Origin of the sequence: Burkholderia cepacia ATCC 25416 (genome assembly GCF_001411495.1) — a bacterium.
In the GTDB taxonomy this organism is placed as follows: Bacteria; Pseudomonadota; Gammaproteobacteria; order Burkholderiales; family Burkholderiaceae; genus Burkholderia; species Burkholderia cepacia.
Map to the genome: position 1 here is coordinate 1,100,280 of NZ_CP012982.1, position 12,499 is coordinate 1,112,778.

General features: G+C 68.0%; 13 protein-coding genes. 8 read left to right on the top strand and 5 right to left on the bottom strand.

The genetic code is table 11. The features are described 5' to 3' along the window. Positions 1–43 precede the first annotated feature (43 nt). The 7 genes from osmF to APZ15_RS22325 all read left to right on the top strand — a co-directional run bounded on the left by osmF (position 44) and on the right by APZ15_RS22325 (position 5,587). Positions 44–967 (top strand): glycine betaine ABC transporter substrate-binding protein OsmF, encoded by a 924-nt coding sequence (osmF, locus tag APZ15_RS22295; RefSeq protein WP_027790640.1) that lies wholly within the window; start codon positions 44–46, stop codon positions 965–967. After that, the gene (locus APZ15_RS22300; protein WP_027790639.1) at positions 964–2,142 is read left to right on the top strand and encodes an ABC transporter permease; all 1,179 of its coding nucleotides are present in this window, start codon (positions 964–966) and stop codon (positions 2,140–2,142) included. The genes osmF and APZ15_RS22300 overlap by 4 nt, the downstream gene beginning before the upstream one ends. Then, positions 2,139–3,086, top strand: coding sequence for an ABC transporter ATP-binding protein (locus APZ15_RS22305; protein ID WP_027790638.1), 948 nt, complete (start codon positions 2,139–2,141; stop codon positions 3,084–3,086). The genes APZ15_RS22300 and APZ15_RS22305 overlap by 4 nt, the downstream gene beginning before the upstream one ends. Then, positions 3,083–3,871: an ABC transporter permease gene (locus APZ15_RS22310; protein ID WP_027790637.1), complete on the top strand. Its 789-nt coding sequence runs from the start codon at positions 3,083–3,085 to the stop codon at positions 3,869–3,871. Before APZ15_RS22305 ends, APZ15_RS22310 begins: the two co-directional genes overlap by 4 nt. Before the next feature lie 32 nt (positions 3,872–3,903). Then, entirely contained in the window at positions 3,904–4,299 is a 396-nt protein-coding gene (gene arr / locus APZ15_RS22315) for an NAD(+)--rifampin ADP-ribosyltransferase (protein ID WP_021156322.1), read from the top strand. 157 nt (positions 4,300–4,456) lie between these two features. Further along, a complete protein-coding gene (locus tag APZ15_RS22320) occupies positions 4,457–5,131 on the top strand; it encodes a lytic transglycosylase domain-containing protein (RefSeq protein WP_027790636.1) in 675 nt (224 codons plus the stop codon). 45 nt (positions 5,132–5,176) lie between these two features. Further along, positions 5,177–5,587, top strand: coding sequence for a lysozyme inhibitor LprI family protein (locus APZ15_RS22325; RefSeq protein ID WP_080982123.1), 411 nt, complete (start codon positions 5,177–5,179; stop codon positions 5,585–5,587). A 30-nt stretch (positions 5,588–5,617) separates the two neighbouring features. On the opposite strand, the gene APZ15_RS22330 is transcribed toward APZ15_RS22325, so the two are convergent. Beyond that, entirely contained in the window at positions 5,618–6,493 is an 876-nt protein-coding gene (locus APZ15_RS22330; RefSeq protein WP_027790634.1) for a LysR family transcriptional regulator, read from the bottom strand. 167 nt (positions 6,494–6,660) lie between these two features. Between APZ15_RS22330 and APZ15_RS22335 the strand changes: the two genes are divergently transcribed. Then, positions 6,661–7,734 (top strand): alkene reductase, encoded by a 1,074-nt coding sequence (locus APZ15_RS22335; RefSeq protein ID WP_027790633.1) that lies wholly within the window; start codon positions 6,661–6,663, stop codon positions 7,732–7,734. A gap of 386 nt (positions 7,735–8,120) precedes the next feature. Here APZ15_RS22335 and APZ15_RS22340 read toward each other — a convergent pair whose 3' ends face one another. Genes APZ15_RS22340 through APZ15_RS22355 form a run of 4 tightly spaced genes read right to left on the bottom strand, consistent with a single transcriptional unit; the run spans position 8,121 to position 12,487 of the window. Further along, the gene (locus tag APZ15_RS22340; protein ID WP_027790632.1) at positions 8,121–8,561 is read right to left on the bottom strand and encodes a dihydroneopterin aldolase; all 441 of its coding nucleotides are present in this window, start codon (positions 8,559–8,561) and stop codon (positions 8,121–8,123) included. After that, a complete protein-coding gene (locus APZ15_RS22345; RefSeq protein WP_027790631.1) occupies positions 8,558–9,190 on the bottom strand; it encodes a sarcosine oxidase subunit gamma in 633 nt (210 codons plus the stop codon). The genes APZ15_RS22340 and APZ15_RS22345 overlap by 4 nt, the downstream gene beginning before the upstream one ends. Continuing rightward, on the bottom strand, positions 9,180–12,191 hold the full coding sequence (locus APZ15_RS22350) for a sarcosine oxidase subunit alpha family protein (protein ID WP_027790630.1): 3,012 nt from the start codon (positions 12,189–12,191) through the stop codon (positions 9,180–9,182). Before APZ15_RS22350 ends, APZ15_RS22345 begins: the two co-directional genes overlap by 11 nt. Next, positions 12,188–12,487, bottom strand: a complete 300-nt coding sequence (locus APZ15_RS22355) for a sarcosine oxidase subunit delta (RefSeq protein WP_027790629.1) — start codon at positions 12,485–12,487, stop codon at positions 12,188–12,190. Before APZ15_RS22355 ends, APZ15_RS22350 begins: the two co-directional genes overlap by 4 nt. Positions 12,488–12,499 lie beyond the last annotated feature (12 nt).

The following is a 12,499-nucleotide window of genomic DNA, read 5'->3' on the forward strand; positions in this document are numbered from 1 at the left end:
TCAAGTAACGTGCGGCCTACGCCCCCGTCCTGGAGATTGGCTCATGAAGCTCGCCCTGCCCGCCCGGATTCTGGGCCTCGCGTTCGCCGCCGCCCTCGTCGCACCCGGCGCGCACGCCGACGCACCCGTCGTGGTGTCGTCGAAGATCGACACCGAAGGCAACCTGCTCGGCAACCTGATTTCGCAAGTGCTGAAGGCGCACGGCATCCCCGTCACCGAAAAGATCGCGCTCGGCACCACGCCGATCGTGCGCAAGGCGCTCACGAGCGGCGAGATCGACATCTACCCCGAATACACGGGCAACGCCGCCTTCTTCTTCAACAAGGCCGACGATCCTCTGTGGAAGAACGCGAGCCAGGGCTACGACGCCGCGAAGAAGCTCGACTACGCGGCGAACCATCTCGTGTGGCTCGCCCCGGCGCCCGCGAACAACACGTGGGGCGTCGCGTTGCTCGCCCCCGTCGCGCAGTCGCAGCACCTGAAGACGTTCTCCGATTTCGGCAAGTGGGTCGCGGGCGGCGGCAAGGTGAAGCTCGCCGCGTCGGCCGAATTCGTGAACAGCGCGTCGGCGCTGCCGTCGTTCGAGAAAGCGTACGGCTTCAAGCTGAAGCCCGAGCAGCTCGTCGTGCTGTCGGGCGGCGACACGGCCGCGACGATCAAGGCCGCCGCGAACCAGACCGACGGCGTGAACGCGGCGATGGTGTACGGCACCGACGGCGGCATCGCGTCGAGCGGCCTCGCGGTGCTCGACGACGACAAGCACGTGCAGCCCGTCTACGCGCCGGCGCCCGTGATCCGCGAAGCCGTGCTGAAAGCACACCCGCAGATCGCCGATTACCTGAAACCGGTGTTCGCGAGCCTCGACCTGAAGACGCTGCAGTCGCTGAACGCGCGCATCCAGATCAACGGCGAGCCGGCGGCCGGCGTCGCGAAAAGCTACCTGAAAGCGAAGGGCTTCGTGAAATGACCGAACGCGCGGCGGCGTCCGCGCGGCGCGTGATCCCCGACAAGGTCGGCATCCTGATCGGAATCCTCACGATCGTCGCGGTGCTCGGCCTGCCGTTCGTCGTGCTGCGGCCGAACCGGATCGCGGCCGGCACGGGGCTGTCGGTGTTCGCCGCGCTGCCGGCGATGCAGGGCGCGGCGCTGGCCGCGCTGTGGATCGTCGGCGCGCTGTGGGCGATGAAGGCGAGCCGCCCCGCGTGGCGGCTCGCGGCCGGCTGCGCATGGCTCGCGACGCTCGCGTACGCGCTCGGCGCGGCCGCGGCGCACGTCGTCGCCGCCGACGACATGCTCGCGCGCGTGTCGCCCGACGCGGGCGTCTGGCTGCTGCTGTTCGCGTGGGCCGTGCTCGTCGCGGACGCGCTCGCACGGCTCGCGTTCGGCCCGTGGCGGCGCCTCGCCGCGCTCGTCGTCGCGATCGCGGCGATCTCGGTGCCGCTCGCGAGCGGCTGGTGGGACGGCCTCTCCGTGATGCGCGAATATGCGGTGCGCAGCGACGATTTCTGGCGCGAAGCGATCCGTCACGTGTCGCTCGCGGGCGGCTCGGTGGCCGCCGCGCTCGTCGCGGGCGTGCCGCTCGGCATCGCCTGCGCGCGCATCGCGGCGGTGCGGACCGTCGCGATGCCCGTGCTCAATGTCGTGCAGACGATCCCCAGCATCGCGATGTACGGGCTGATGATGGCCCCGCTCGGGCTGCTGGCCGCACACGTGCCGCTCGCGGCCGCGCTCGGCATCCGCGGCATCGGTGTCGCGCCGGCCGTGCTCGCGCTGTTCCTGTATTCGCTGCTGCCGATCGCGTCGAGCGTCGTGGTCGGGCTCGGACAAGTGCCGCCGCACGTGACCGAAGCGGCGCGCGCGATGGGCATGACGCGCGCGCAGCGGCTGCTGCATGTCGACCTCGTGCTCGCGCTGCCGGTGATCCTGAGCGGCGTGCGCATCGTGCTCGTGCAGAACATCGGGCTGACCGCGGTCGCCGCGCTGATCGGCGGCGGCGGATTCGGCACCTTCATCTTCCAGGGGATCGGGCAATCGGCCGCCGATCTCGTGCTGCTCGGCGCGATCCCGACGATCGGGCTCGCGCTGGTGGCCGCCGTCATATTCGAAGCCGCGACCACGCTCGCGAAGGGGCGTACAGGATGATCGAGATCGAACGTGCAGGCAAACGCTTCGGCGATGTCGTCGCCGTCGACGACGTCTCGCTGACGATGCAGCGCGGCACGATCACCGCGCTCGTCGGTGCGTCGGGCAGCGGCAAGTCGACGCTGCTGCGCATGATCAACCGGCTGATCGCCCCCACCAGCGGCACGATCCGCATCGACGGCGTCGATACGGCGACCGTCGCGCCCGAACAGCTTCGGCGCGGCATCGGCTACGCGATCCAGGGGCACGGGCTGTTTCCGCACTGGAGCGTCGCGCGCAACATCGCGACCGTGCCGCGCCTGCTCGGCTGGCCGGCCGCGCGCATCGACGCGCGCGTGAACGAGCTGCTCGACCTGTTCCATCTCGCGCCGGCCGAGTTCGCGGACAAGCTGCCGCACGAACTGTCGGGCGGCCAGCAGCAGCGTGTCGGCGTCGCGCGCGCGCTCGCGGCCGAGCCCGCGATGCTGCTGATGGACGAGCCGTTCGGCGCGCTCGATCCGATCATCCGCGGCAAGGCGCAGGACGACCTGTTCGCGTTGCAGCGCCGCCTCGGCATCACGGTCGTGATCGTCACGCACGATATCGAGGAAGCGCTGAAGCTCGGCGACACGATCGCGGTGATGGACGGCGGCCGGCTGCTGCAGGTCGCGCCGCCGGCCGAGATTCTCGGCAAGCCGGCGGCCGGTGTCGTCGAGCAGCTCGTCGCGGGCGTCGACCGGCCGCTGCGCCTGCTCGCGCTGACGCCGATCGACGCAGTGGCCGAACCCGGCCATGCGGACGGCGAGCCGATCGACGCGACGCGCACGCTGCGCGATGCGGTGTCGGAACTGCTGTGGCGCGGTGTCGATGCATTGCCCGTCGCCGACGGCGACGCACGCAACGCGCGCGGCGCGCGCCGCATCACGCTCGACGCGATCCGCGCGCACGCGAGGCAGCCCGCATGACGACGCCGGATGCCACGCAACGCACACGGCCCTTGCGTTCGCCCCTGCCCCGCCACGTTGCCGCGTTCACGGCGCGCGCCGCCGCGCTCGCGCTGCTGCTCGTGCTGCTGGTGCGGCCGATGTGGCTGCAGGGCCTTTTCGCACCGTTCGCGGACAACGGCGCGCCCGTCATCTACGATCGCGCGAGCCTGCTCGACCTGACGCTCGCGCATCTCGGCACGGTCGCGCTGTCGAGCCTGATCGGCACGATCGTCGCGGTGGCGGCCGGGATCTTCGTCACGCGGCCGGCCGGCGCGGATTTCCTGCCGGTCGCGCGCAGCGTCGTCGACATCGGCCAGACCTTCCCGCCGGTCGCGGTGCTCGCGCTCGCGGTGCCGGCCGTCGGCTTCGGGCTGAAACCCGTGCTGATCGCGCTCGTGCTGTATGGCCTGCTGCCGGTTTTCGAAAGCACGATCGCGGGGCTCGAGGACGTGCCGCGCGATGTCGTCGACGCCGCGCGCGGGATGGGGATGAGCGGCTGGCAGCAACTGGTGTCGGTCGAGCTGCCGCTCGCGTTCCCGGTGATCGTCAACGGCATCCGGCTCGCGGTCGTGATCAATCTCGGCACCGCGACGATCGGCTCGACGGTCGCCGCGCGCGGCCTCGGCGACGTGATCATCGCGGGCCTGCAGACGTCGAATACCGCGTTCGTGCTGCAGGGCGGCGTGATCGTCGGGCTGCTTGCGGTACTCGTCAGCGATGCGATCGGGTCGATTGCGCGAGTGGCGAGCGCACGGCGCGCCTAGAAGACATCGCGACATTTTCCAAGGGAGAAGCCGTGGCTGTCCTGGACACCGGCCCGTTTTTTCATGGCACGAAAGCGGATTTGCGGATCGGCGACTTGCTGACGGCGGGCTTCAGATCGAATTACCGGGATGACGTCGTGATGAATCACGTTTATTTCACGGCCCTGCCCAAGGGCGCCGGCCTTGCCGCGGAAATGGCCAAAGGCGACGGCAAGCCGCGGGTCTATATCGTCGAGCCCACCGGGGCCTTCGAAAACGACCCGAACGTCACGGACAAGAAATTCCCGGGCAATCCGACGCGCTCGTATCGAAGCACATCGCCCTTGAAGATCGTTGGCGAACTCGATCACTGGGAACCGTACGATCCGGCGTTCATTCAGCAACTGAGAATCCGCATCGAAACCGGCATCGGCGAGATCATCAACTAGCGGTCATCCGGACTCCGATGCGTGTCCACGCAACGATCGCCGCGTCGATCGTTGCGAACGTCACAAGCCTACACATCGCTTTCATTCGAGCCGGCACTCGACCGTCTTGCCCGATTGGCCGATATACTATGCGCCTCCCATTTCCCCGCACTCGACCATGCGACGACGGTTTTTCTGGCTGATCGTGCTCTCGCTCGGCATTGCGCAACAGGTATCGGCCCAGCAAACGCCCGCCGTGCCTGCCTCTGCGCCCGACGTGCTGGCATCGGCGCCGGCTGTCGCCTCCGCGCCGCTCGCGAACGCCGACGATCAGCCGAACGAAGCAAACCGCCGCATCACGTCCTACCTGACGAAGAAATTCGGTGTCGCGAAGGAGCGGGCCGCCAAGCTCGCCGATATCGTGAGCGTCACTGCGACGAAATATTCGCTGCCTCCCGCACTCGTTTACGCCATCATCTCGATCGAATCGCGCTTCCAGGAAAAGGCGCGCGGCCAGCACGGCGCGACCGGACTGATGCAGGTCGTGCCGTCCGCACACCGCGGCATGCTGCGTAACGTGAAGGACCTGACCGAACCGAATGCGAACGTCGAGGCCGGCTCCCGGATTCTCTCCAGCTACGTGAAAGCGGCCGGCGGCAACGTGCAGGCCGGGCTGAAGAGCTACAGCGGCGGATCCAGCGCGTATGCGGCGAAGGTCATGCAGCGGGTCGATTCGTTCCGGTTCGTGCTCGAACCCGACGACGACGCGAAAGCCGCGAACGAGACGAAGGCGCGGATGGTGCCGGTGAGCGAATCGACGTCGACATCGACGTCGGCGCGCAACGCGCAATAAGCAAGTACGTCGCACACGTCCCGCCCCACGACTCCCTCTCCGCGCATGCGCGACACGATCCGGTACGCCACCCGCCTTCTCGCCGTCGCCGCGCTCGCGAGCGGCGCAGCGTCCGCGTTCGCCGCGGTCGATTGCGAACGGCAGGGGCCGACGATGGATGCGGTACGCCGATGCATCGTCGACAACAACAACCAGGAAGTGGAACGCGCGTACCGGTCGCTCGAACGCAAGACCCGGCAACGCAACCCCGATGCGGCGAAACAGCTCGCGAAGTCGCAGGCAAGCTGGCACGGCTTCGCGAGCGACACCTGCGACTACGTCAAAACCGCCAATCCGCAGCAGATGATTCCGGACGACGCGTGGCTGAACTGCTGGGTCGACTTCAGCCAGGCGCGCGTGCGCATCCTGAAGAAATGGGAAACGCAGGGCGACGCGCCGCAGCCGGCGCAGCAGTGAACGGCGGACGATCGTCCGCGCAGCCGCCCGTCACGCCTGCGCGAAATGCGCGCGCAGATACTCGATGAAGACCTGCGTCTTCGCCGGCAGCAAGCGCGTTTCCGTCATCGCGTAGACCGGAACGGGCGCGCCCTCCCAGTCGGGCAGCACGCGACGCAACCGGCCCGCGGCCACGTCGTCGGCCACGACTTCCGCCGGCATCTGGATGATGCCCGCCTCGTGCACGGCGAGTTGCCGAACCATGCCGACACTGTTCACGATGAAACGCCCGCCCACCGGCACCTCGAGCTCCCGCGCGGCGTCGTGCAGCGTCCACGCATCGACGCGCTGCACGCTCAGGCACTGATGCCGCCGCAGGTCGTCCGGTTCGCGCGGCTCACCCGCGCGCTCGAGATAGCGCGGCGACGCATACAGGTGATTGCGGAACGTCGCGAGCCGCCGCGCGACGAGTTGCGAATCGGCCGATTCGCCGATGCGGATCGCGACGTCGAATGGTTCGCTCACCAGGTCGACACGCCGCGACGTCAGTTCGAAATCGAACGTGAGCTTCGGGTAGCGGTTCGCGAATTCGACGATCAGCGGCGCCAGGTAGACCACCGCGAAATCGACCGGAAACGACGCGCGCAGCACGCCCGACGGTTCGGCCAGCAACTCGCCGAGCTGCTCGTGCGCGAGCCGCGCTTCGTCGACGATGCGTTTGCAGCGCTCGAAATACAGCTGCCCGGCTTCCGTGAGCTCGATCCGGCGCGTCGTGCGATGCAGCAGCCGCAAGCCGATCGCCTTTTCCAGCGCGCCGATGCGCCGCGACAGCGTCGAATTCGGCATCCCCAGCGCGTCGGCCGCGCTGCGAAAGCCCTTCGCCTTCACGACCTCCACGAACAGCGCCATGTCGTTCAGCAGTTCCACGCCACTGCTCCATCAATGGATCAATGTTATCCAAACTACCATATTTATCTCGAAAAGGAAGCAATGGATGATGTGTCCATGGCGGCGAGGCGCGCGCACGGTGCGCGGCCCGCGCCCGAGACGGCACCGCCCCGGTGCCGTTACCCGACCCTCGAGGAGCACGCACCATGGACGCATTGTTCACCCCGGCCCGTGTCGGCCGCTACACGCTGCAGAACCGCCTGGTCATGGCACCGATGACGCGCAGCCGCGCCGCGTTCGACGGCACGCCCGGCGCACTGGCCGCCGAGTACTACGCGCAGCGCGCGGATCTCGGCCTGATCGTCAGCGAAGGCACGCAGCCGTCGGACGACGGCCAGGGTTACCTGACGACGCCCGGCATCTACACCGATGCACACGTCGCCGGCTGGAAGGCGGTCAGCGAGCGCGTGCATGCGCGCGGCGCCCGCCTGTTCATCCAGCTGATGCACGTGGGGCGCATGTCGCATCCCGACAATACGCCGCATCATCGCCAGGGCGTCGCGCCTTCCGCGATCGCGCCGGGCGTGCCGATGTTCACGATGAAAGGGATGCAGGAGATTCCCGCGCCGCGCGCGCTGACGACGGACGAAGTGCGCGGCACCGTGAACGACTTCCGCTTCGCCGCGCGCCGCGCGATCGAGGCCGGCGCCGACGGCGTCGAGATCCACGGCGCGAACGGGTATCTGGTCCAGCAGTTCTTCGCGCCGAACGCGAACACGCGCAGCGACGCCTACGGCGGTTCAATCGAAAATCGTGCGCGCTTCGCGATCGAGGTTGCCGAGGCGATCGCCGACGAGATCGGCGCGGACCGCACCGCGATTCGCCTGTCGCCGGGCACCACGTTGTGGGGCATCGACGAAGGCGTGGAAGGGCCGGACCTGTATCGCTACCTGGCGACGCAGCTCGACCGGCTCGGCCTCGCGTACCTGCACGTGATGCACCAGGGCAACGAGCCGTTGCTCTCGGACCTGCGCGCGCGCTGGCGCGGCACGCTGATCGTGAACCGGCCGGGCCGCACGCGCGACGCGATCGGCACGGATGTCGCGACGGGTCTTGCCGATCTCGAAGCGTACGGCCAGATGGTGCTCGCGAATCCGGATTTCGTCACGCGGCTGAAGACGGGCGCACCGATGAACGACGCGCAGCGCGACACGTTCTTCGGCGGCGATGCGCGCGGGTATGTGGATTATCCGGCGTTGGACGGGGCGGCTGCGGCTTGACGCGATTACACGGGGCGATCGCTGCGACACGCCTGAACTGTTTCGCAGCTATCGCCGGTGAACCGCGCGATATCCGTCAAAGGCCGAACGTCTCATTGCTCGCCACCTGTCACGTTGGACGGAGCGATCCTGATGAGACTGTCGCACGCATGGCTCGTAGAGGGCGGCATCACGATGCATTGACCGGGAAGGCCACCGCAAGCTGCTGGAGCGGGTCCGCAGTGGGTTGCCCAAAAGCGCTCGCGTGACAACTGACGGGGGGAACGTCTCATTGTTCCGATATTTCAGGAATAAAGACGAGCGGCAACCACCAGCGGGCCATTGTTCCGATATTCCAGGAACAATGAGCAATCGCGTGGGCGGATTGCCTCTCCGCCCCGCCCCCTTCAAAGCTGCCCCGCCGCCCCCGTCCACCGCAAATAATCCCCGCGCGTCCAGTCGAGCGACACGCCGACGCGCTTCGTACCCGGCCGGATCTTCGGCTTGTACACCGACAGCGTCAGCGACTCCAGCGCCGGCCATTCGCGGAACGACAGCACCGCGATGTCGGCGACGAGCGTCTCCAGCAGCCGCGTATGCGGCTTGTGCGACAGGAACGCGGCAAGTCGCGCGCAATAACCGTCGTAATCGATCCACTCGCCCTGCTCGCTCGGCTCGCAGCGATAGCCGAGCCGGGCATCGATCACGATCGGCTGCGGCGCTTCATGCTCGTGCGCATGAATGCCGATCCGCGCGGGCACCTTCAGTTCGTCGACGAACACGCTCCAGCCGTGCCCGCGCAGGCGCGGCGCGTCGATCGCCACGAACGGTTCGTCGAACGGCTTCATGATGCGAGCGGCGTGGCAGCGTCGAGCATGATCCGCACGAAATAGTCGGCGAAGCTGCGGCGCAGGACGATCTCGAACGCATCGTCGCCGATCGGGACGAGCACGATCGACGTCTTGAAGTAGTGCGACTGCGCGCACTGGCCCGGCTTGAACACGCGCGGGTGGAGATCGAGCGGGCAGCCGCGTGCGAGCACGTCGCGCACACGTTCGCCGCTGATCTCGACGACGGTATAACCGCTGCCGACGTCGACGGCCGCCGCATACGAACCCTGCACGGCCTCCGCGAGCCGCGCCTCCAGCACGCCCGCCTGCACGGGCCCGTGCGAGCGCACGAGCCACTCGTCGGGGCCGAGCCACAGCACGTCGTACTCGGCGCCGCGGGCAACGGTGTTCGGCGCCGCCGGCGGCCGGCAGCCGACCACGCGCTCGAACGCGGCGACGAACGCCGGATCGCTCAACTCGCCGCGCACGTTCACGAGATCGAGGAACGGCCGCTCGCGCAGCGTGAATTTCTTCGATGCACGCGCCTGGTGCGGCTTCAGCACGTCGGCCGCGCCCACGAACGGCGATTCAAGCGTCACGCCGCCCGCGCCCGCCACCTGCGTCTGGTTTCTGGTTTCATTCCACATGCTGGCGCACCCCTTCGGTATCGTAGAAAACCGGGCTCGAGATCTTCGCGGTGATGCGCTTGCCGTTGGCCAGCGGAATCACGACGCTCTCGCCCATCTTGTTCAGGCCGCCCTTCACCACCGCGAGCGCGATCGAGCGCTTCAGGATCGGGCTGTAGTAGCTCGACGTCACGTGGCCGATCATCGGCGTCGGATCGACCGCCGACACCTGCGTGTCCTTCGCGACGATCTGCGCGCCTTCCGGCAGCACGAACTGTTCGTCCTCGGTCAGCAGGCCGACGAACTGCTTGCGGCCCTCCTTCGCGGTGTCCGAGCGCGCGAGCGAACGCTTGCCGAGGAAGTCCTTCGACTTCGCGACCAGCCCGCCCATCCCGAGGTCGTACGGCGTGACCGAGCCGTCGGTGTCCTGGCCGACGATGATGTAGCCCTTCTCCGCACGCAGCACGTGCATCGTTTCGGTGCCGTACGGCGTGATGTCGAACTCGGCACCGGCGGCCATCAGCGCTTCCCACACCGCGCGGCCCGCATTCGCCGGCACGTTCACTTCATAGGCCAGCTCGCCCGAGAAGCTGATCCGCATCACGCGCGCCTTCGCGCCGGCAACGGTGCCGTTCCGGTAGCTCATGAACGGGAACGCCTCGTTGCCGAAGTCGATGTCCTGGCACACCTTCTGCACGACCTTGCGGCTCTTCGGGCCGACCACCGCGAACGTCGCCCAGTGATCGGTAACCGACGACAGCCGCACCTTCATGTCGGGCCATTCGGTCTGCAGCCAGCGTTCGAGCCACGTGAGCACGCGCGCCGCGCCGCCCGTCGTGGTCGTCATCATGAAATGCTGGTCGGCGAGGCGCACGGTCACGCCGTCGTCGAACACCATCCCGTTTTCGTCGAGCATCAGCCCGTAGCGGCACTTGCCGACCTCGAGCTTGTTCCACGGGTTCGTGTACATCCAGTTCAGCAGCTTCACGGCATCCGGGCCCTGGATGTCGATCTTGCCGAGCGTCGATGCGTCGAGGATGCCGACGCTGTTGCGCACCGCCAGGCATTCGCGCTTCACGGCCGCATGGAGATCCTCGCCGTTCTTCGGGAAGTACCACGGCCGCTTCCAGTTGCCGACGTCCTCGAACAGCGCGCCGTGCTCGACGTGCCACTCGTGCACGCAGGTCTTGCGGATCGGGTCGAGGAAATCGCCGAGCTCGCGGCCCGCGAACGTACCGAACGAAACGGGCGTGTAGTTCGGGCGGAACGTGGTCGTGCCCGTTTCCGGAATCGACTTGCCGAGCGCCCCCGCGAGAATCGCCATCCCGTTGATGTTGCCGAGCTTGCCCTGGTCGGTGCCGAATCCCATCGCCGTATAGCGCTTCACGTGCTCGACCGACTCGAAGCCTTCGCGCGCGGCAAGCAGGATGTCGGCGGCCGACACGTCGTTCTGGAAATCGACGAACTGCTTCGGCCCGCGCGCCGCGGCCTCGCGGCTGCCGACGAGCCACAGCGGCTGCAGTGCGCCTTCGACGGTTTCCGCGACCTGCGGCGCGACCGGGCGCTGCTCGGCCGTGAAGCCCGCGGCCTTCGCCGCTTCCACGCCCGCATCGACCGCGAGCCGCAGCGCGCGCGCCAGGCCGAATTCCCCGGCCGCCGCGCCGATGCTCGCTTCCGCCTGCACGGGCTTGCCCGGCAGGAAACACGCCTTCTCGTCGCTCCAGCACGCCTTGCCGCCCGACTGCGCGAACAGGTGCAGCACGGGGCTGAAGCCGCCCGACATCGCGACGAGGTCGCACGGCAGCGTCTGCAGCTTGCCGCCCACCTGGCCGTTCGTGCTGGACGCGACGTCGACCGACGATACGCGCCACTTGCCCGATGCGGCCGTCACGACGGCGCCGCTCAACACCGTCACGCCCTGCCGCTTCGCCGCGGCCGGCAGCGCACCATTCGACGATGCGCGCGAATCAACGACCGTCACTTTCGCGCCGCACGCCTTCAGGTCGAGCGCGGTCTGGTACGCACGATCGTTGTTCGTGAACACGACCGCGTTGCGGCCCGGCAGCACGCCGAAGCGATGCACGTAGGTGGACACCGCGCCGGCGAGCATCACGCCCGGCAGGTCGTTGTTGCCGAACACGATCGGACGCTCGTGCGCGCCGGTCGCGAGAATCACGCGCTTCGCGCGAACCTTCCACAGCAGCTCGCGGGTGCCCTTGCGCATCGACACGGGCAGGTGATCGGTCAGGCGCTGCGTGACCGTCACGAGGTTGTGGTCCTGGTAGCCGAACGCGGTGCTGCGCGACAGGATCGTCACGTCGGGCAGCTTGCGCAGCTCGGCCTCGATCTTCTCGACCCACTGCAGCGCGGGCTTCGCGTCGATTTCCGCGCGACACGACAGCAGGCTGCCGCCGAGCTCGCGCTGGTCGTCGACGAGGATCACGCGCGCGCCGGCCGTGGCCGCCGCATGCGCGGCCGCGAGCCCCGACGGGCCGCCGCCCACGACGAGCACGTCGCAGTGCGCATAGCACTTGTCGTACCGATCGGCGTCGAGCGCTTCCGGCGCCTTGCCGAGGCCGGCGGCTTCGCGGATCTTCTCTTCGTACTTCGGCCACATGTTGCGCGGCCACATGAAGGTCTTGTAGTAGAAGCCGGCCGGCAGGAAGCGCGACAGCTTCTGGTTGATCGCGTACTTGTCGTTCTCGAGCGTCGGCTCGGCGTTCACGCTCGACGCGACGAGCCCCTGGTACAGCTCGATCTCGGTCGCGCGCGCATTCGGCACCGTGTACGGGCCCGATTCGAGCTGCACGACCGCATTCGGTTCCGCGACGTCGGCCGTCACGATCCCGCGCGGGCGGTGGTACTTGAAGCTGCGCGCGACGAAGTGCACGCCGTTCGCGAGCAGCGCGGACGCGAGCGTGTCGCCCTGGAAGCCCTGATACGTGCGGCCGTTGAACGTGAACGTCAACGGAATCGCGCGATTGATGCGGCCACCGGTGCCGAGGCGGTCTTTCTGGCTCATTTGCTCGTGCCCTCTTCGTGTGCGTTGCCGGCAGCGTCGCCGCCGAACTTTTCGTAGCCCTTGATATCGTAGGTCACCGTGTCGCGCGTGGCCTTGAACCAGCGTCGGCAGCCCTGCGCGTGCAGCCATTGCTCCTTGTGCAGCCCGCGCTTGTTCTCGCGCATGAACACGTATTCGCCCCATTCACGGTCGGTCATGTTCTCGTTGTTGACGGGGCGCACGATGTCGGCTTCACCGCCGCACGAGAACTCGGATTCGGCGCGCGGCCCGCACCACGGACATTCGATCAGCAACATGATTTCTTCTCC